Annotated in this window: 17 protein-coding genes and 2 pseudogenes; 8 read left to right on the plus strand and 11 right to left on the minus strand. The window is 71.4% G+C overall.

The window, feature by feature from the left end:
- Positions 1 to 110 precede the first annotated feature (110 nt).
- Entirely contained in the window at positions 111 to 1682 is a 1572-nt protein-coding gene (locus tag OG819_RS15630; RefSeq protein WP_266649922.1) for a carboxylesterase family protein, read from the plus strand.
- Positions 1683 to 1709: 27 nt separating this feature from the next.
- Here OG819_RS15630 and OG819_RS15635 read toward each other — a convergent pair whose 3' ends face one another.
- From OG819_RS15635 to OG819_RS15650, 4 genes and pseudogenes are all read right to left on the minus strand, one after another.
- The gene (locus OG819_RS15635; RefSeq protein WP_266625809.1) at positions 1710 to 2384 is read right to left on the minus strand and encodes a Uma2 family endonuclease; all 675 of its coding nucleotides are present in this window, start codon (positions 2382 to 2384) and stop codon (positions 1710 to 1712) included.
- A gap of 62 nt (positions 2385 to 2446) precedes the next feature.
- Positions 2447 to 3322, minus strand: coding sequence for a hypothetical protein (locus OG819_RS15640; protein ID WP_266625807.1), 876 nt, complete (start codon positions 3320 to 3322; stop codon positions 2447 to 2449).
- Between the two features lie 223 nt (positions 3323 to 3545).
- Positions 3546 to 3812 (minus strand): DUF397 domain-containing protein, encoded by a 267-nt coding sequence (locus OG819_RS15645; RefSeq protein ID WP_266649924.1) that lies wholly within the window; start codon positions 3810 to 3812, stop codon positions 3546 to 3548.
- A pseudogene (locus OG819_RS15650) lies at positions 3793 to 4634 on the minus strand (helix-turn-helix domain-containing protein). The gene OG819_RS15645 and the pseudogene OG819_RS15650 overlap by 20 nt, the downstream one beginning before the upstream one ends.
- 121 nt (positions 4635 to 4755) lie before the next feature.
- Between OG819_RS15650 and OG819_RS15655 the strand changes: the two are divergent.
- The 4 genes and pseudogenes from OG819_RS15655 to OG819_RS15670 all read left to right on the plus strand — a co-directional run bounded on the left by OG819_RS15655 (position 4756) and on the right by OG819_RS15670 (position 9534).
- On the plus strand, positions 4756 to 5076 hold the full coding sequence (locus OG819_RS15655; protein ID WP_266649926.1) for a hypothetical protein: 321 nt from the start codon (positions 4756 to 4758) through the stop codon (positions 5074 to 5076).
- Between the two features lie 325 nt (positions 5077 to 5401).
- Entirely contained in the window at positions 5402 to 6886 is a 1485-nt protein-coding gene (locus OG819_RS15660) for a subtype B tannase (protein ID WP_266652698.1), read from the plus strand.
- Between the two features lie 107 nt (positions 6887 to 6993).
- Positions 6994 to 8099: pseudogene (locus OG819_RS15665) on the plus strand (CapA family protein).
- A 76-nt stretch (positions 8100 to 8175) separates the two neighbouring features.
- Complete coding sequence (locus tag OG819_RS15670; protein ID WP_266625803.1) at positions 8176 to 9534, plus strand: phosphoribosyltransferase family protein; 1359 nt, start codon at positions 8176 to 8178, stop codon at positions 9532 to 9534.
- Positions 9535 to 9592: 58 nt separating this feature from the next.
- Here the strand turns inward: OG819_RS15670 and OG819_RS15675 are convergent, their stop codons facing one another.
- The 4 genes from OG819_RS15675 to OG819_RS15690 form a co-directional block, all read right to left on the minus strand.
- Positions 9593 to 10180, minus strand: a complete 588-nt coding sequence (locus OG819_RS15675) for a hypothetical protein (protein ID WP_266625801.1) — start codon at positions 10178 to 10180, stop codon at positions 9593 to 9595.
- Positions 10177 to 11694 carry a PTS transporter subunit EIIC gene (locus tag OG819_RS15680; protein ID WP_266649928.1) on the minus strand — a complete coding sequence of 506 codons (1518 nt, stop codon included), beginning with the start codon at positions 11692 to 11694 and terminating at the stop codon, positions 10177 to 10179. The genes OG819_RS15675 and OG819_RS15680 overlap by 4 nt, the downstream gene beginning before the upstream one ends.
- Positions 11695 to 11710: 16 nt before the next feature.
- Positions 11711 to 12661 (minus strand): N-acetylmuramic acid 6-phosphate etherase, encoded by a 951-nt coding sequence (gene murQ / locus OG819_RS15685; RefSeq protein ID WP_266625798.1) that lies wholly within the window; start codon positions 12659 to 12661, stop codon positions 11711 to 11713.
- A 153-nt stretch (positions 12662 to 12814) separates the two neighbouring features.
- Positions 12815 to 13738, minus strand: a complete 924-nt coding sequence (locus OG819_RS15690) for a MurR/RpiR family transcriptional regulator (protein WP_266625797.1) — start codon at positions 13736 to 13738, stop codon at positions 12815 to 12817.
- A gap of 55 nt (positions 13739 to 13793) precedes the next feature.
- Here OG819_RS15690 and OG819_RS15695 point away from each other — a divergent pair, with 55 nt between their 5' ends.
- On the plus strand, positions 13794 to 14189 hold the full coding sequence (locus OG819_RS15695; protein ID WP_099921988.1) for a hypothetical protein: 396 nt from the start codon (positions 13794 to 13796) through the stop codon (positions 14187 to 14189).
- Complete coding sequence (locus OG819_RS15700; RefSeq protein ID WP_266433384.1) at positions 14186 to 14452, plus strand: DUF4031 domain-containing protein; 267 nt, start codon at positions 14186 to 14188, stop codon at positions 14450 to 14452. The genes OG819_RS15695 and OG819_RS15700 overlap by 4 nt, the downstream gene beginning before the upstream one ends.
- Positions 14453 to 14489: 37 nt before the next feature.
- Here the strand turns inward: OG819_RS15700 and OG819_RS15705 are convergent, their stop codons facing one another.
- From OG819_RS15705 to OG819_RS15715, 3 genes are read right to left on the minus strand one after another with little or no spacing between them, the layout of a single operon-like run.
- On the minus strand, positions 14490 to 15593 hold the full coding sequence (locus OG819_RS15705) for a GNAT family N-acetyltransferase (RefSeq protein ID WP_266649930.1): 1104 nt from the start codon (positions 15591 to 15593) through the stop codon (positions 14490 to 14492).
- A 20-nt stretch (positions 15594 to 15613) separates the two neighbouring features.
- Positions 15614 to 16843, minus strand: coding sequence for a Cmx/CmrA family chloramphenicol efflux MFS transporter (locus OG819_RS15710; protein WP_266652699.1), 1230 nt, complete (start codon positions 16841 to 16843; stop codon positions 15614 to 15616).
- A gap of 29 nt (positions 16844 to 16872) precedes the next feature.
- On the minus strand, positions 16873 to 17556 hold the full coding sequence (locus OG819_RS15715; protein WP_266625792.1) for a hypothetical protein: 684 nt from the start codon (positions 17554 to 17556) through the stop codon (positions 16873 to 16875).
- Positions 17557 to 17726: 170 nt separating this feature from the next.
- On the opposite strand from OG819_RS15715, the gene OG819_RS15720 reads away from it, so the two are divergent.
- A complete protein-coding gene (locus OG819_RS15720) occupies positions 17727 to 18449 on the plus strand; it encodes a copper homeostasis protein CutC (RefSeq protein ID WP_266649932.1) in 723 nt (240 codons plus the stop codon).
- Positions 18450 to 18453 lie beyond the last annotated feature (4 nt).

Consider the following 18453-nt stretch of genomic DNA (forward strand, 5'->3'; position numbering starts at 1 on the left):
CACACCCAGGCGATCACCCTCCCCATCCCGGGGGGTGATCGCCAGGCTGTTTCGTAGCACGCTGTTCCCTCGAGGACCTGTTCCGTTCCACCCGTACCCAGGGAGCCGTCGTGACGTCAGCAGGAGCGAGCGTGGTGCGCACCCGTGCCGGTGCGGTGCGTGGTCGCCGGGAGGACGGGCTGGTGGTCTTCCGGGGCATTCCGTTCGCGGAACCGCCGGTGGGGGACGCGCGGTTCGCCGCCCCGCGCCCGGTGGCCGCCTGGGACGGCACCCGGGACGCGTTCGCCTTCGGCCCGCCGCCCCCGCAGGAGTCGGGCTTCCAGGGCCGTACCGGGGTGATCGACGGCCCCATGGGCGACGACTGGCTGACCGTCAACATCTGGACGCCCGACCCGGACCCGGCCGCTCGCCGTCCGGTGATGGTCTGGATCTACGGCGGCGCCTACAAACTCGGCCACTCCGGCAGCCCCGGATACGACGCCCGCCGCATCGCCCGCGACGGCGACCTGATCGTCGTCACCCTCAACTACCGCCTCGGAGTGGAGGGTTTCGCCCGGATCGACGGGGCCCCCGCCAACCGAGGGCTGCTCGACCAGATCGCGGCCCTGGAATGGGTACGGGAGAACATCGCGGCCTTTGGCGGCGACCCCGGCCGAGTCACCGTCTTCGGCGAGTCCGCGGGCGCCGGGTCCATCGCCGCGCTGCTGGCCATGCCGAGCGCGGCCGGGCTGTTCGGGCGGGCGATCGCGCAGAGCGTGCCCGGCCCCTTCTTCTCCGACGAACTCGCCCGGGACATCGCCGCCGCCATCGCCGCCGAGGCGGGGTTGCGCCCGACGGCCGCCGACCTCTCGACGGTGGATCCCCGGCAACTGCCCGCCGCGGGCGAGACCTTGGGCGCCAAGATGCGGACGTTCGAGAACAGGTGGGGCACGGTCGCCCACACGCTGACCGCCTTCTCGCCCGTCGTCGACGGGGAACTGCTGCCGTCCGACCCCTGGCAGGCACTGGCGGCCGGCGCGGCGCGGGACGTGGAACTGATCGTCGGGCACACCCGGGACGAGTACCGGCTGTTCGCCGCGCTGGGCGGTGGACTCGGGACGATCACCGACGAGCAGGCGACGGCGGCACTGCGCACCTTCGGACCGGCAGCGGTACTCGGATCGCGGTCGGGGTCGGAGCCGGGGCCGGGCTCTGGGGCCGACGGCGAGCGGGCCTACCGCACCGCCTTCCCCGACGCCTCGCCCGAGGAGCTCCACGAGTGGGTGCACTCCGACGCGTTGTTCCGTATGCCCTCGCTGCGCCTGGCCGAGGCGCAGACAGCGGGCGGTGGCCGTGCGCACGTCTACGAGCTGGCCTGGGCCGCCCCCGCCTACGGCGGCGCGCTGGGTGCCTGTCACGGCCTGGACGTACCGCTGCTGTTCGGGACGTACGGGGCCGACCTCGGCCTGATGCTGTTCGCCGGGGTCGAGTCCTCCCTGGAGGCCGAGGCCCTGTCGTCCCGCTTCCGCACGGCCTGGACGGCGTTCGCCACGACGGGAGACCCGGGCTGGCCCGCGTACGACATCGAGCGGCGGCCGACCCAGGTCTTCGACACGGACTCCGCGGTCACCCCCTACCCGCACGAGACCTCACGCCGCCTCTGGGAGCACCACGCCTTCGGGGCGCTGCCGTTGATGGGCTGAGGGCGCTGCGGGGTTCTTTCCTGGAGGTCAGTCGGCGTAGTCCTTGAGCTTTTCGGTGTTCAGGGTGATGTTTACGGGGGCGGGGAGCTCGACGACGGCTCCGTACGGGTATGAGGGGCTCTGCTGGTACGCGCCGGTCTTGAGGTCGTTGTGCACGACGACGGTGTCGTTGTCCCGGTCGATGAGCAGGTACATCGGGATGCCTGCTTCCGCGTAGCCGCGGACCTTGTCGATGCGGTCGCGTCGGTCGGTGTCACGGTCGCGGGAGGTGACTTCGACGACCATGAGGACGCCCTCCGGAGTCGCCCAGTCGCCTTCCTGGGCGATGAAGTGATCGAGAGGCGCAAGTGCCGCGTCCGCACAGGCGTTGCCCTTGCGGTAGGCGCCGATCTTGAGGCCCTGTTCGGGGTACAGGCGGCACTCGGGGCGTTGCTGAAGGGCTTCAACCATGAGCCACATCACGATGGCCCTGTGGCGCTGGTCCGGCAACGGCTTGACCTCTAGCTTTCCGTCGATGAGTTCGAGCTTGATGCCCTCCGGGGCCTTGCGGGCGAGTTCCTCGAAGTCCTCGACCTCGATGTGGTCGCCCTTGACGTACAGCCGCCCATCGAGGAATTCGAGCTGCACGTTCGTCGGGGCCTTGCCGGCCAGCTCTTCGAAGTCCTCCTGGGACATCTGCGGGCGCCTGGTGCCAAAGGTCATGGTGGGCTCGCCTCCTTCCCACCATGGTGCCCCGGCTGTGTGCTTCCGGACCGTTGGAGCGGTCATACGCGTGGCCTTTCGTGTCGGTCGACCATCGCCGCGCGGGCTGCGGCGGCGTGGGTATGGACTGCGGAGGACGTCAGCGGGATGGAGGCCCGTGGGGCGACCTCGCCCCGGCAGGGGCCGCAGGCGCCGCCCGGCAGGGCCTCCGGGCGGCCCGGGGCGCCGCACTTTGCGCACTCCAGTACGCGGAGGGGCGGGCGTGGGGTGTCTCGCACGGGTTCGGGCGGGAGCTTTGTCGTCAGGCGCTTGCGGAGGAGGGCGGCCGGGCTGTGGACGGGGATGGGGAGGCCTGCGGTCAGGGACTGGAGTACCTGGTCATCGGTGGCGCCCCTTGCGAACCACTCCGTGAGCAGGGGCGCGAGTTCCGCGCAGTCCCTCTCGGAGAGGGAGAAGGCAGGAGTTGTGCGACCCAGCGCCGCCAGCAGGATGTAGGCGCGGGAGCGGGTGGGCCTGGGTGGGGGTTCCGGCGACTCCTGCGGTACGTCGCCCCGTGTGAACGCCGCCCACCAGTCGTCGTCCCGTGCCGTCCGGGTGAACCACGTTCGGGTGATCCAGCGTTGACTTCCCGAGTCGGCCAGATGTTCGCGGCCCCGGCGTAAGTGGCCTGCCCTGGTGAGGTAGTTGAGGGCCGTACGCAGGGCGCACTGGCCGTACGGGAGCTCCTTGGCCAGCGTTTTCACGGAGATGTCGGCGCCGTTGGGGAGGCGGTCGATGTACGCGGCGATCGCTGCTTCGCAGGGCGGGAGGTGCGCGAAGTCGTTTTTGGTGCGGGGGAGTTGGTCCGGTGCGCTGCGTTTTCCGTAGCCCGGATTGGCCATCGGGTAGGGGAGGGCGTGCGCAGGGCGGGGTGTAGCACTAAAGTTGGCTTCAGCCATGGGATCGAGGCTCGATTCGATCTCGTAGGTCAAACCCCCGCAGGTGTTCCAGCACCTAGCGGGGGTTGTTCGTTATGCGGGCACGCTAAGCCCTTGTCACTGTCCGTGGCAAGTCGGTTGCGTCAAGTCAACTCGCGGGGTGGGAGGGCGGGTTGAGGCCCTCCTCCCGTTCCTTACAGAGAGGGCTCGGAGCTCGGCGCTTGAGCTCCGGGGTGTCTGCGAGTCAGTTGTGCTTGAGGTTTTCGACGAAGGCGGACCACGCCTCGGCCCGGAACGCGAGCTTCGGGCCGAGGGGGTTCTTTGAGTCGCGGACGGGGACCAGGGTCGGGTGACCGTCCGCGACTTCCAGGCAGTCGCCGCCGTCGCCGCCGCTGTACGTCGACTTGCGCCAGCGGGCGATCTCCAGGCGGTCGCCACCCTGGCCGCCGCTGTACGACGACTTGTGCCAGGTGGCTGTGCTCAGGTCGTACTCATGGGTGCTGTTCTCCATGCTCGTAATCCTGCGCCACCGATTCGATCAGGGCCAGGGATTCCGGCGGAGACAGCGCCGCGGCCTGGAGGAGGTTGAACATCAGGGTGTGGCGGGTGACCGTCGCCGGGTCGTCCAGCAGCTTGCCCATGTCCGGTGCATCGACGAAGGAGAGCGGGGGCGCGTCCTCGAACTCCATGAGTTTCAGGCAGCCGTGCATCGACGCGTGTGCCCCGGCCCTGAACGGCAGCACCTGCACGATGATCCGGTGCTGCCGGATCAGCGCGGCGATGTGCCGTAAGGCCTCCGCCATCGCCTCTGCGCCGCCCACCGCTCGGCGCAGTACCGCCTCGTCCAGAACCGCCCACAACAACGGCTTTGTTGGATCGTCGAGAGGTGGGCGCGCTCCAGCCGCGCTGCCACCAGCTCGTCGATGACGTCCTCCGTCGTGGTCGGGCGGTACGCGCGGAAGACGGCTCGCGCGTACGCCTCCGTCTGGAGCAACCCCGGGATCGGCAGCGTCGCGTACTGCCTGATCGCCGCCGCGATCGCCTCCGACTCCGCCGCCTCCGCGAAGTGATCCGGGTACTTGGACTTGGCCAAGGCCATGCAGTTGCGCTCGAAGAAGCCGTTCGTGCCGAGGATGTCGTCTATCTGGCGGGCGTATTCGAGGTGCATGCGCCGCGTGCCGGCCTCCAGCTGGCCGATGAACGAGCCGCTGACGAAGAGGGGCTGGCCCAGCTCGTCCTGGCTGAGGCCGACTCTCTCGCGGGCGTGGCAGAGTTCGGCGCCCATCATGGCGCGCGGGGAGGTGGACGGATCGAGATCCTTCGGACCTGGTATGGCAACTCCCTGTTACACAGGCGGGGTTGTTGGGCAGCCGTCTCTGGCCAGGTTAGAGGCGTGTCGGCCACTCTGTGTGGTGAACGCTGACACTCAGAGTGGAGGTTCGGGAGCCATGGGAATGACGCCGAGTGAGCGGGTGGGGTCGACCGAGGAGGTGGTGGCGCGGTTGAAGGCGGCGCTGGAAGGTGTCGGGGTCGTGCTGCCGTCGTTGCGGGTCGATCCGGTGACCGGCGCGAGCGAGGAGCCCTTCGCCCTGGTCGCGTTGGGGCGGTGCAACGTGCGCACGGCGGTGCGGTTGGCCGAAGCGCTGCGTGCGTGCGGGGGCGGGCTGGAGCGGGACTGCCCGCCGGAGGCGCCGCCGGGTGAGGTGCTGCTGGCGCGGGTCAGGGAGGTCAACCAGGACGGGAAGTCGCACCGAGGGGTGCTGGGGCACGGCTGAGAAGCGGCTGAGACCTGGAAACGGCCCTCCGTGACCGCCCGGCACCCGGCGCGCGAGATCGCGCCAAAATTGCTGACAATTTTGTGGGCGATTGGCTCGGTTTGCAGGTGGGCCGGGCAGGACGCCGGTGGTCGCGCCTGGTCAGGGCGGTGGCCGGTTCCCGGTGCTGTCACTGAAGACGCAAAGGAGGTCTTAAGAAACGGCTGTTGCACTTGGGGCCGTGCCCGCCTCCAACTGTGCGGGGGAAAAGGGTCGTTGTGCGAAGTCGTTTGAATGAACGAGCCGCGAAGACAGGAGACGTGAAGTGAAGCGTAGGGCAGTAGTCATGGGGCTCACCGCGGCCGCCGCGGTGCCGGCGGTCGGGTTCGCCTCCAGCGCGCGGGCGGCGAGCCGCACCTCCTCGACGTCGTCCTCGGCGTCCAAGGACTCCTCCCTGGTCTTCGACCCGGATGCCTACACGGAGCTGACCATCAGCGTCACGGACACCGCGGGCACCGCCCACGCGGTGGTTTACCACTTCTACAAAGTGGCCTCCTACGTGGCCAATCCAGTGAACGCCACCTACCAGACCCTGAACGTCAGCGTCCCCGTGAAGATCGACGGCACGGCCGTCGACGCCTCGGGCGCCCCCATCCTCTTCGCCAACCAGGTCGGCGGTTACATGCCGTCGTCCGTCGCGAACGCCACCGGAATCGGCGGAGCCATGGGCCCCGCTGGCACGCTCAGCCGCCAGCAACTGGCGCTCGCCGCCGGGTACGTCGTCGTGGAGCCGGGCGCGCGCGGGCGGTCGCTGGTCGACTCCAGCGGTACGTACTACGGCACCGCCCCCGCCGCCATCGTCGACCTCAAGGCCGCGGTCCGGTATGTGAAGTTCAACAAGGGGCGCATCCCGGGCGACGTGAACCGGATCGTCTCCACGGGGGTCAGTGCCGGCGGCGCCCTGTCCTCGCTGCTCGGCGCGTCCGGCGACAGCCCGCTCTACGACTCGTACCTGAGGGAGCTGGGCGCGGCCGACGCGAGCGATGCCATCTTCGCCACCGGCGCCTGGTGCCCGATCACCGACCTCGAACACGCCGACATGGCGTACGAGTGGAACTGGGGCGCCAACGCGCTGAGCAGCGGTTCGCTGGTCGACCAGACCGTCTCCAAGGAGCTGACCAGCGCGTACGGCGACTATCTCGCCTCCCTCAGACTGACGGCGAAGGACTTCGGCACCCTCACGGCGCGCAACCTCGACGAGTACCTGGTCAGGACCCACCTGGAGCCGTCGGCCGCCAAGTACCTCACGGCGCTGTCGGACACGGACCGCGCGACCTACCTGGCCGCGAACCCGTTCATCACGTGGTCCGGCGGCAGGGCGGCCTTCTCCTGGGCCGACTTCCTCACCCACGTGGGTGCCCGCAAGAAGGACACCCCGGCGTTCGACGCCTTCGACCTGTCCGCCGGTGAGAACAACGAGTTCGGTACGGGGGCCACCGCGAACCGGCACTTCACGCTTTACAGCCTGCGCCACGAGCAGGGCGACAGCGCGCGCCTCGACAGCGACATCCCCGAGAAGCTCAACCTGATGAACCCGATGTACCACCTCGTGGACAAGGTCAACGGGAACCGTTCGAAGCACTGGTGGATCCGCCTCGGCACCAAGGACAGCGACACCACGCTCACAGTCGCGAGCAACCTCGGCGCCCGTCTGAAGAGCCTGGGCGACGACGTCAACACCTCGTACTACTGGGACGCCGGTCACGGCGCGGACCAGGACCCGGGCGACTTCATCAAGTGGATCGCCACGGTGTCGGGCTACAAAGGCTAGAGCGCCGAGCGCCTGGCACCCACAGGAGCACAACGGCAAGGGGACCCGGGCGGCGGGCCCCTTGCCGTCCGGGAGCAATACCCACCGGACCGGCCTAACCTGGAGAAATGGGCGGTGACCTCGTCACGCTGTTTCTGGCCGGCGATGTGATGCTCGGCCGCGGAGTCGACCAGATCCTTCCGCACCCCGGCGATCCGAGGCTGCGCGAGTCGTACATCAAGGACGCCCGCGCCTATGTGGAGCTGGCCGAGGCGGCGAACGGTGTGATTCCCCGGCCGGTCGACTTCTCCTGGCCCTGGGGCGACGCGCTGGACGTGCTCGCCGCGGCGGCACCCGACGCCCGGATCCTCAACCTGGAGACGGCCGTCACGCGGAACGACGAGGCCGCGCCCGGCAAAGAGGTCCACTACCGGATGCACCCGGCCAACCTGCCCGGTCTGGCCGCCGCCCGTCCGCACGTCTGCGCCCTGGCCAACAACCATGTGCTGGACTACGGCCGCCGCGGGCTGGCGGAGACCCTCGACGCCCTGGCCGACGCGGGCCTTCGCTCGACAGGAGCGGGGCGGGACGCCGACGCGGCCAGGCGTCCCGCGATCGTCCCCGTCGCGGGCGGCCGGCGTGTCCTGGTCTTCTCCATGGGGACGGCCTCCAGCGGCATCCCCCGCGGCTGGGCCGCCACCGCAGAGCGCAGCGGGGTCGACTTCGTCGCCGAGCCGTCGGAGGCCGCGGCGGCCGGGCGACATCGTGGTCGTCTCGGTCCACTGGGGCTCCAACTGGGGCTACCTCGTCCCACGTGACCAGGTCCGCTTTCGGCCATGCGCTCATCGACGCCGGCGCGGACGTCGTGCACGGGCACTCCTCGCACCATCCGCGGCCGCTGGAGTCGTACCGGGGAAAGCTCATCACCCACGGCTGCGGTGACCTGATCAACGACTACGAGGGCATCGGCGGCTACGAGGAGTACCGGGACGATCTCCGGTTGCTGTACTTCGTCACCGTGGACCCGGACAACGGCAGGTTCCACGACGTGCGCATCGTCCCGATGCGGTCCCGGCGGATGCGGCTGGAGCGCGCGGCGGCCGAGGAATCGCGGTGGGTGGGGGATGTTCTGGGCCGGATCAGCCGGGCCTACGGCTCACACGTCGAACGCAGCCCGGACGGCACCCTCACCGTCCGGCCGGCGCTGGGAGCCGCGAGTGGCGGCGCTCCATAATGGACTTGTCCGCCCGGCAGTGCGGACCGGACTTCATTCGGGCCCCGAGGACCTCACCTCACCCCGGGAGGCGACCATGTACTTCGCTGATCGAACCGACGCGGGCCGACGGCTCACCGCCCGGCTGCAGCACCTCAAGGGCCAGGACCTCGTGGTCGTGGGACTTCCCCGCGGCGGCGTCCCGGTCGCCGCGCAGGTCGCCGAGGCCCTCGGCGCTCCGCTCGACGTCTGCCTCGTACGCAAGCTGGGGGTGCCCTTCCAGCCGGAGCTGGCCATGGGCGCCATCGGCGAGGAAGGCGTCCGCGTCATCAACGAGGAGGTGGTGCGTGCGACGGGTGTGACGGACCGTGATCTGGCGAGGGTGGAGGAACACGAGCGCGGTGTCCTGGAGCAGCGGGCCCGCCGCTACCGGGGCGAGCAGCGGCCGGCCCGGTACGAAGGGCGGACGGTCCTGGTGGTGGACGACGGTCTGGCGACCGGCTCCACGGCACTGGCGGCCTGCCGGATCGCGCGGGCCCGCGGCGCGTCGCGGATCGTGCTGGCGGTTCCTGTGGCGCCGCACGACTGGTCGGCCCGCATCGGAGGCGCGGCGGACGAAGGCGTCTGTCTGTACACCCCCCGGCTGTTCCACGCGATCGGTCAGTTCTACACGGACTTCGAGCAGACGAGCGACGAGGAGGTCATCGCCTGCCTGGAGCACAACCGTGCGGCGCACGCCACGTCCGACGCGCCACCGGCTGCGGGCGGCGCCTCTCCGGGGCGCGCTTCTCCGCCTTACGACAGGGCGGTCCGGATACCGGCCACGGGCGCCGCGCTCGACGGGCGGCTGACGCTGCCCCGCGGCGCCCCCGGGGTCGTCCTCTTCGCCCACGGCAGCGGCAGCAGCAGGAAGAGCCCACGCAACCGCTTTGTCGCCACCGGGCTGAACCGCGCCGGTCTCGGCACCCTTCTGTTCGATCTGCTCACCGAGGCCGAGGCGGTGAACCGGGACAACGTGTTCGACACGGCGCTGCTCGCCCGCCGCCTGACCCAGGCGACCGAATGGCTGCGTGAGCAGCCCGGCACCCAGGGCATGGAGTTCGGTTACTTCGGTGCCAGCACGGGCGCCGCCGCCGCGCTGTGGGCGGCGGCGGAGCCCACGGCGGACGTCGCGGCAGTCGTCTCCCGCGGGGGCAGGCCGGACCTGGCCGGCCCCAGGCTGCCGGAGGTGAAGGCTCCGACGCTGCTCATCGTGGGGGGCCGTGACCACGTGGTCCTGGACCTCAACCGGCAGGCCGCGGCGCGCCTGAGCTGTGAGCATCAGCTGGCCGTCGTCCCCGGTGCCACCCATCTCTTCGAGGAACCCGGCACCCTGGAATCGGCGACCGAGCTGGCCACGGACTGGTTCAGCAGGCATCTCGCCTCCGCCGTCCCGAGCGCGGGAGCCCGCAGGTGACCTGGGCGCTTGTGGTCAACGCAATGATCAAGGTCAATGGTCAACGGACCTGGAACGGCTACAGATTGCCCATCGGCTCGATGTCCACCTTCACCGGTGTGCCCCAGATGCGCAGCACCTCGTAGTCCGTGAACTCGTGGACCAGGCGGTAGGCCATGCCGGGGCGGGGGGTGCGGCGCTCCGCGGCGAGATACCGCTCCGCCTCGACGCGGTCGCGGCGCGGGGTGCCGCACAACTGCCACGCCTGGCCGGTCCACACCTCGGGCAGCCAGCGCTGCTGGGGCTGGGGGCGGTCGGCCCGCACGCCGTACCGGGACATCGAGCGCTCGGGGGCCTCGTCCGCGCCGCTGGGGCGGCCCTGCGGGAAGGCGTCGTTCACCTTGGTGCGGCGGGCGGTGCGCCGGCGCGTCTCGCAGAGCAGACAGAGGTCGACGGCGCCCTCGTCCACCGGGCCGCTCGGATGCTCGGCGCAGCGGGTCGTGGGCACCGCCGTCGTCACCGTCTCCTCCAGCAGGTCCAGCGCCCGCTTCAGATCGGCCTTCACCTCGTGCAGCTTCGCGTCGGGCGTGTCGGCGTTCAGCGCGTCGCCGTGCTCGCCGAGCACGCGCAGGGCGCGGCCGAGGGCGGTCAGCTGTGCGTGGTTCACGGTGGTGGATTCCCTCCCGGGTTGGTGTCCTTCCCCTCCTTCGAAGAATCGCACACGCCACTGACAGTCCCCCCGCCGCCGAGGGCCCCCGCACCCGCGACCGTCCTCCCGAGGCCGAAGAAGTACGTCGCCGCGAACCCCACCACATACCCCGTGAGCAGTCCGCCCGCGTAGACCGCCGCCGTCAGGGCCAGGCCGCCGGTGCCCTTGAGCAGGGGGAACAGCGCCCAGCCCGAGGGCCCGATCGCAGTGGAGCCGATCTTGTCGCCGAGCATCGAGAAGAAGCCGACGAAGGCGCCGCCCGCCGCCCCGCCCGCGCAGGCGGTGACGAAGGGGCGGCCGAGGGGGAGCGAGACGCCGTAGATGAGGGGTTCGCCGACGCCCAGGAGGCCCGCCGGGAGCGCCGACCTGATCGTCGTACGGAGGGACAGGTCGTGGTGGAGGCGGACGTAGACCGCGAGTGCCGCGCCGACCTGGCCCGCGCCCGCCATCGCCAGGACGGGGAGCAGGACCGTGTAGCCCTGCTGCTGGATGAGGGTGGTGTGGAGGGGGATCAGGGCCTGGTGCAGGCCCAGCATCACCAGGGGGAGGAACAGGCCGCCCAGGACGAGGCCCGCGAAGACGCCCGTGTGGTCGAGGAGCCAGTTCGCCCCCGCCCCGACGGCCGTCGACAGCTCGCCCGCCGCGTACATCAGGGCGTAGAGCGTCACCAGGCCGGTGACGAGGACGGTGACGGTGGGGGTGACGAGGACGTCGAGGGCTTCGGGGACCCGGCGGCGGCACCACTTCTCCACGTACGTTCCCAGGAGCGCGGCGGCCAGTGCGCCGAGCACCCCTCCCTGGCCCGGTGCCAGCGTCATGCCGAAGGCCGTCACCTTCGCGACCCCCGCGTACACGATGATCGCCGCCACCGCGCCGCCCAGGATCGGGGTGCCGCCGAACTCCTTCGCCGTGTGGTGGCCGACGAAGACCGCGATCAGGGCCATGAAGCCGGAGGCGATCGCGGCGAGGGCGGGGGTGAGGGAGGGGAGCCACCCCAGATTGATCAAAAGGCCGTTGAGGCCCGCGATGACTCCGCAGCCGATCAGGGCGGGGATCAGGGGGACGAAGATGTTCGCGATCCGGCGCAGGAGGAGCTTGAGCGGGGTCGCGTTGCGTTGTCGACGCGCGGCTTTCCACTCGGCGCCACGGGCGGCCAGCGCGTCAGCCGTGCTGGTGGTCGGCGCCCCGGCTGTACCGGGGGTCGGCGCCCCGGCCGTGCCGGTGACGAGGGCCTCGAACTCGGGGGTCACTCGTGCGACCGTGCCCGGCCCCAGCACGATCTGGTAGCTGTCGTCGTCCGCGACCACGCCGAGTACGGCGGGCAGGGACCTGAGAGCGTCCTCGTGTACGAGCGTCCGGTCCCGTAGGCCCAGGCGCAGGCGGGTCATGCAGTGGGCGACGGAGGTGACGTTCGCGGCGCCGCCGACCAGGGGGAGGATCGCGGCGGCCGTGGAGTCGTTCGTTGTGCGCACTCCATGAGGGTGCTGGTCAGCCCGTCGATGCGGCGAGCGCCGCGCGCAGATGGCCGTCGCTCTCCTCCAGAAGGCGGGCCGCCGTGGGGCCGTCCACGCCGCCGAGGATGGTGAGGATGGCGTTCTTCACCTCGCCGTCGGTGGCCGCGAGGGCCTGTTCGATCTCCTCGTCCGAGGCGCCGGTCGCGAGGGCGACGATACGGCGGGAGCGGGCCCGCAGCTTCTCGTTCGAGGCGCGGACGTCGACCATCAGGTTCCCGTACGTCTTGCCGAGACGGATCATCGTGATCGTCGAGAGCATGTTCAGGACGAGTTTCTGCGCCGTGCCCGCCTTGAGGCGGGTGGAGCCGGTCAGCAGTTCGGGCCCGACGACGATCTCGATGCCGTGCTCGGCCGCGGCGGCCAGCGCGCTGTGCGCGTTGCAGGACAGGCCGATCGTCAACGCGCCGCGCGCGCGGGCGTGTTCGACCGCGCCGACGGCGTACGGGGTGCGGCCGGAGGCGGAGACACCGACCACCGTGTCGTCGGGGGTCAGGGAGAGCTCCTTCAGATCGGCCGCGGCCAGCTCCCTGGAGTCCTCGGCGCCCTCTACCGAGGTGACCATGGCGCTCGGGCCGCCCGCGATCAGGCCCACGACCTCGGTCGGGTCGGTGTTGAAGGTGGGCGGGCACTCGGAGGCGTCCAGCACGCCGAGGCGGCCCGCGGTGCCCGCGCCCGCGTAGATCAGCCGGCCGCCGCGGGACATGCGCTCGGCGACGGCGTCGATCGCGGCGGCGATACGGGGCAGCTGGGTCGCGACGGCCGTCGGCACGGTCGCGTCCTCGGCGTTCATGATCTTCGCGATCTCCAGCGTCGACAGCCGGTCGATCTCGGACAGCTCGGGACGGAACGCCTCGGTGGTCAACGTCTCCAACTCGGCCCGCAGGGAGTGGTGGTTGGAGGAGGCGTCGGCGGTGGAAAAGGTCATGACGAACGGCTCTTTTCAACACGGGGCGGTAAAGCGCCCCTTTAGGGGCGCGGGGCTGCGAACATATGCGGCTCCGCCGCGTGGGCGCGACCAGCCACAACGGGCCCGCAGCGTGACGACGGCATCCAGTTTTTCCAGGCTCCCAGCGGAGCGTTACCGCATACGGCCCCGAGGACTGTGGCGGTGCGCCAGCGCCTCGTACGACGCGGACAGCGCCGGCGCCGCCGTCTCGTACGTCCGCTGGGCGACCCCCACGAACAGGCAGTCCACCACCAGCAGCTGGCTGGTGCGCGATGACATCGCCGCGGGACGCAACTCGCTCTCGCGGGCCGTGGACGTGGTGAGGATGTGGTCGGCGTACTGCGTGACCGGCCCGTCCGGGCGGCCGGTTATCGCCACCGTCGTCGCCCCGTGTTCGAACGCGACCCGCAGCGGCTCGATGATGTCGCCCGTCGAGCCGGAGTGGGTGATCGCGATCGCCACGTCCTTGGCCCGCAGCTGTACCGCGTTGGTGACGGCGAGGTGCGGATCGCTGTGCGGGTGGGCTATGAGCCCGATGCGCAGCAGCTTCTGGGCCAGGTCCTGGGCGACGAGCCCGGAGGCGCCGACGCCGTAGATGTCGATCCGGCGGGCGGCGGCGAGCGCGGTGACGGCCGCGCCGAGCTGGACCGTGTCGAGCCCCGCCGCGGTGTCGGCGAGGGTCTGCTGTTCGTCGTAGGCGAGTTTCGCGACGACGTCCGCGATGGGGTCGTCGACCGCGATGTCCGCGGTGACGGCGGGGGCGCGGCCCGACTGCTGCTGGGCGGCGAGGCCCGCGAGCGCGAGGCGTAGGTCGCGGTAGCCGGGGTAGCCCAGCAGGCGGGCGGTGCGCACGACCGTGGCCTCGCTGGTGCCGGTGAGTTCGGCGAGGCCGGTGACCGTGAGGGCCGCGCAGCCGGCCGGGTCGCCGGCGACGGCCTCGGCGACCCGTTGCATGGAGCGGGTCATCGACGGGGCGAGCGTCCGCACCTTGGCCGCGAGGGCCGCCGGGGCGGGCGGAGCCTCACCGGCGAAAATTTCCTTCACGTTTTGGGTCACTTCTGAAAGATATTTTCTGCTGGGGTATGCGGTCAAGGGTGCGCACAATGGGTGCATGGACCCCACCAGTCATCCCGTCAGCCCCTTGGAGCAGGCGTTGCACGCGGCTCGCGCCCTTGTTCTCGCCGATCTCGTCGCGGGTGAGGTCGCCGAGGCGGATGTCGTCTCACTCGTCGAGGACTCGGTGGTGCAGCGCCGATGGTGGGTCGAGCAGTGGCCGGAGGGCGTCGGCTATGTGGCCGGGCTCGTCGCCCAGGACGTACAGGACGCGTTGCTGGAGCGGTACGGGCGGTGGCCGCTGTGCCCGGTCTGCGGCTCGGGCGACCCGCACGCCCTCGATGTCGAGCCCGAGCTGGGGCCCGATCCGCACTGGGTCTGCCACAAGGCGGGCGTGAAGGTCGCCTCTGTGGGGTGCCTCGGGTCGGCGACCGGCGAGACGCCGTCCTCGTGACCGTCTACATCGATCCGCCCACCTGGCCGGGGCACGGGCGGCTCTGGTCCCACCTGGTCAGCGATGTCTCGTACGACGAACTGCACGTGTTCGCCGCGGACTTGGGCGTACCTCCGCGTGCCTTCGAGCGCGACCACTACGACATCCCCTCCCACCGGTACGCCGACGCCGTGCGCGCCGGGGCGGTGGAGGTGAGCAGCCGCGAGGTGGTGCGGCTGCTGTACGGGGCGGGGTTGCGGCGGCGCAAGTACGTCGGCCGGTGACCGCGTCGGCCGATGAACCCGGCCGGGAGCCGGGGCGTCAGCCGGTGCGTGCGTACAGGCGCAGGGCCGGATCCAGCTCGCGCAGCTCGTACGCGTACTGCTCCTCGTCCTCGCTCACCCGAGTGAACCCGGCCCGCGCGACGACCCGTTGGGAGGGAGCGTTGGTCCGCTCTATGGCCGCGAAGAGGATGTCGAGCTCGTCGCGGGCGAGGGCCCAGGTGGCGAGGGCGCGCAGGGCCTCGGTCGCGTAGCCGTGGCCGCGGGCGTTCTCGGCGAGGTCGTAGCCGACTTCCGCGCGGCGGTCCTCGTCGGGGGCGCCGTGGAAGCCCATGGCGCCGACCGCCCGCCCGTCCTCGGTCCGTACGAGCACGAACATGCCCCACTCCGGGCGGTGCACCCCGCTCTCGTACGCCTTCACGACCATTCCGGCGGCGTCCCGCGTGCCGTCGAAGGGGCCGCCCTCGATCCACTCGAAGCCGCCGGTGCCGCCCGCGCGCAGATCGACGGCGGCCGCCGGGCTGACTCCTTGGAGCGTGAGCCGTTCGGCCCCGATCACCAGGTTGTTGCTCCAGCGCCACTCGGTGAGCGGGGCGCGGCCGGGCAGCTCGCCGCGGCCGGTCGCCCACAGGAGAGTGGGCCACGGGTCGGACCCCGGCCTGACGTGCGGAAAGATCCGGGAGAGTACGTCCGCGCAGAGCTCGGCCGGCGGCTCGTAGGCGATCCCGAGACCCTGCGCGATGTCATGCGTGTGCAGCAGCACCTCGGTGACGCCCATCGCCGCGAAGCCCTCGCGGTTGGCGTTGCGGAACGGGTACGGATGGAAGGCACGCACCTCGCGCGGAGTCGTGCGCACGGCGGCGGAGAGCAGGGCGCCGGTCGTCTCGATCACGTCGACGACCCCCGCGTTGTCGGTGCCGTCGTCCAGGGAGATTCCGAAGGGCACGTACGCCGTGGTGGCCCGCCCCGTCAACTGTCCCGCGTACGCGAGGAGATCGTCCGCGATGTGCTCGGCGGTCCTGCGGCAACTCCACTCGAGACGGCCCGCCCCGACCCCGTCCCAGTCCCGCCCGGCCACCGCCCGCAACAGCGCGACGGCTCCCGCGACGGCTTCCCCCACCTGGTCCCCACCCATGGATCGCATGCGGCTGAGGATAGGCGCGGTCAGACGTCGTTACGCACTGGATTGTTGGTCCTGTCGGCGTTTTCGGCCTTCTTGTTCATGGACGCCACCACGCGGGAGGCCCGGGTACGGCGCTGCAGCCGCAGCGAGACGGCGGCCACCCCCATGCCCGTCACCGTCATGGCGGCGCCCGCCCAGGCCGTCGCCGCGTACCCGAGGCCCGCGTCGATGACCGCGCCGCCGACCCACGGGCCGCCGGTGTTACCGAGGTTGAAGGCGGCCGTGGTGGTGGCCCCGGCCAGGGTGGGGGCGCTGCCCGCGACGTTGAACAGCCGGGCGTTGAGTGCCGGGGCGGTGAAGAAGCAGGTGACGCCGAGGAGGAAGGAAAGAGCCACGGCCGCGATCGCGTACTGCCCCAGGAGAGCGAGCGCCACGAGGACGGTGGTCGAGGCCGCGGTGCCGGAGAGGAGCACCGTGAAGAGGTGCGCGTCGGCGACCCGGCCGCCGATCGTCGTACCGATCAGCGCCCCGACCCCGAAGAGCGCGAGCACGCTCGGTACCCAGCCGTCGTCGAGCCCGGCGACATCGGTGAGCAGCGGCGAGAGATAGCTGAACGTGCAGAAGACCCCGCCCGCGGCGAGCATCACGAGCGCGACGGTGAGCCGGACCTGCGGGTCACGGTAGATGGTGATCTCCCGCCTGAGTTGCGGCTTCTCGTCGGGGAGCGGGATACGAGGAATGAGGGTGACGACCCCGACCAGGGCGATCGCGGAGGCCGCGCCGACGGCCCAGAACGCGGACCGCCAGCCGAGATGCCCGCCGAGGAAGGCACCGGCCGGGACCCCGAGCACGTTCGCGATCGACAGTCCGCCGATCATCACCGCGAGCGCACGGGCCCGGGCGGTCACCGGGACCATCGCGATCGCCACCGCCGCGCCCACCGCCCAGAAGCCCGCGCAGGCGAGGGCGCTGACGATCCGGGAGGCGAAGAGCACGGCGTACGTCGGCGCCAGCGCGCCGGCGATCTGGCCGAGCCCGAAGAGGGCGATGAGCGAGACGAGGGTGGTACGGCGGGGGAGACGGAGGGTGGCCACGGCGAGCAGTGGCGCCCCGACGACCATGCCTATGGCGAACGCCGATATGAGCAGGCCCGCCCGCGGAATCGTGACCCCCATGTCGTCGGCGATGGCCGGCAGCAGCCCCGAGAGCATGAACTCGCTGGTCCCGAGGGCGAAGACGGAGAGGGCGAGGATGTAGACGGCGAGGGGCATACGAGGGCCGGGCGGCGGACCGGAGCGGGTCACTTGGCGTCCTTGCGGGGCGGGTTCGCCGACTCCGGGGCGGGTGCGGTGAGATGGGCGAGCTCGCGCCGGATGTTCTCCCGGGCCCGCTCCTCCCACTCCCGTGTTCCGTACGGCGTTCTGAACAGCCGGGGCAGTTCGAGGAGTTGGCTCAGTACGGTCGCCCGGCCCGCCCGGAACGTCTCGTCCGGGACGAAGGCGTACTCCTCGCGGACGGCGGCGGTGTAGGCGGCGTACGTGTCCGGGGGCGAGGCGAGGATCGCCAGGTCGGCGTCGCACAGGACCTGGCCGTTGCGGTCGTCGTCGGTCGGGGCGTGGGTGACGGTGAGGCGGACGAGACGGCCGACCTCCGCGGTCCTGTCCTCCCGTACCCCGGCCTCGGGGAGGGCGCGTTCGGCGAGGCGGGCGGAGCGTTCCTCGTTCTCGGAGCGGTCGGGAAGGTAGACGGCGTCGTGGAACCAGGCGGCGAGGCGGACGAGGGCGGGGTCGTCCGCGTACTCCTCCAGTACGTCGATGTGGTCGAGGACCGCGGTGAGGTGCGCGACCGTGTGGTACCGGCGCTGCGGCTCCTGCCAGCGGGTGAGGAGGTTGTCCGCGTACGGGGCCGGGTCGGGGCCGCCGGGGGAGCGGGCGCCGTCGAGGGCATGGGTCCAGCGGGCGCGCAGCGCGTCGAGGTCGGGCATGCGTCGATTCTCCCGCCTGGGCCCCGCTGTCCCTAGGGCCTGTGGGGATTCGGGGCGGAGCCCCGGCGGTCCGTCCTCGCCGAAGGGGGAGGCCTTCTCGCGGTGGGCGGCGACCGCGGCGTACGCTGGGATTGGACTAGACCTGTAGTCGCCCCAGAGGAAGAGGTCCCATGAGCGAGCGCAAGCGTGCAGTCCTGGAGGTGATCGCCCTCGGCGTGGAGGACGCGGTCGCCGCCCAGGCCGGAGGCGCCGACCGGCTGGAGTTGGTCACCGACATGGCCGCCGACGGGCTCACCCCGCCGGTGGAGACCTTCGCCGGGATCCGCGCCGCCGTCGACATCTCGCTGCGCGTGATGCTGAGGCGCTCGGACGGCTTCGCGGCGGGCGGCGCCGAGGACGTCGACGCGCTGGTACGGGTCGCGGGGGAGATGAGGGCCGCGGGAGCGGACGAGTTCGTGCTCGGGTTCCTCGACGAGCACGGCGGCCCCGACCTGCCCGTCGTGGAACGGATCCTCGCCGAACTGGACGGCTGCCCCTGGACGTTCCACCGCGCGATCGACCGCGCCACCGACCGCGACTCCCTGCGCAAGCAGCTCGCGGACCTGCCGGGCCTGGACGCGTACCTCACGGCTGGCTCCCCGGACGGCGTGGACGACGGTTTCCCGACCCTCCTCGCCGAGGCCACCCGCCGCACCGAACCCGGTTACGAGCCCCGGATCATGGTGGGCGGCGGGCTGCGTCTCGATCACGTTCCTCGGCTGAGGGCCGCGGGGATCGACGCCTTCCACATCGGTGGGGCGGCCCGGCCCGGTGGGTGGAACGGCCCGGTGGCGGTGGAGGTCGTACGGGAGTGGCGGGAGGCCCTGGACGCGCAGCGGCCGGCATCGACATGACGAG

This window comes from Streptomyces sp. NBC_01549 (assembly GCF_026339955.1).
In the GTDB taxonomy this organism is placed as follows: Bacteria; Actinomycetota; Actinomycetes; order Streptomycetales; family Streptomycetaceae; genus Streptomyces.

What these genes read in the sequence shown, in the direction of transcription:
- OG819_RS15635 (WP_266625809.1), bottom strand. Translation starts at nt 2,384, where the DNA reads ATGACCTTTGGCACCAGGCGCCCGCAGATGTCCCAGGAGGACTTCGAA.
- OG819_RS15640 (WP_266625807.1), bottom strand. Translation starts at nt 3,322, where the DNA reads ATGGCTGAAGCCAACTTTAGTGCTACACCCCGCCCTGCGCACGCCCTC.
- OG819_RS15645 (WP_266649924.1), bottom strand. Translation starts at nt 3,812, where the DNA reads ATGGAGAACAGCACCCATGAGTACGACCTGAGCACAGCCACCTGGCAC.
- OG819_RS15655 (WP_266649926.1), top strand. Translation starts at nt 4,756, where the DNA reads ATGACGCCGAGTGAGCGGGTGGGGTCGACCGAGGAGGTGGTGGCGCGG.
- OG819_RS15660 (WP_266652698.1), top strand. Translation starts at nt 5,402, where the DNA reads ATGGGGCTCACCGCGGCCGCCGCGGTGCCGGCGGTCGGGTTCGCCTCC.
- OG819_RS15670 (WP_266625803.1), top strand. Translation starts at nt 8,176, where the DNA reads ATGTACTTCGCTGATCGAACCGACGCGGGCCGACGGCTCACCGCCCGG.
- murQ (WP_266625798.1), bottom strand. Translation starts at nt 12,661, where the DNA reads ATGACCTTTTCCACCGCCGACGCCTCCTCCAACCACCACTCCCTGCGG.
- OG819_RS15695 (WP_099921988.1), top strand. Translation starts at nt 13,794, where the DNA reads ATGGACCCCACCAGTCATCCCGTCAGCCCCTTGGAGCAGGCGTTGCAC.
- OG819_RS15705 (WP_266649930.1), bottom strand. Translation starts at nt 15,593, where the DNA reads ATGCGATCCATGGGTGGGGACCAGGTGGGGGAAGCCGTCGCGGGAGCC.
- OG819_RS15710 (WP_266652699.1), bottom strand. Translation starts at nt 16,843, where the DNA reads ATGCCCCTCGCCGTCTACATCCTCGCCCTCTCCGTCTTCGCCCTCGGG.
- OG819_RS15715 (WP_266625792.1), bottom strand. Translation starts at nt 17,556, where the DNA reads ATGCCCGACCTCGACGCGCTGCGCGCCCGCTGGACCCATGCCCTCGAC.
- OG819_RS15720 (WP_266649932.1), top strand. Translation starts at nt 17,727, where the DNA reads ATGAGCGAGCGCAAGCGTGCAGTCCTGGAGGTGATCGCCCTCGGCGTG.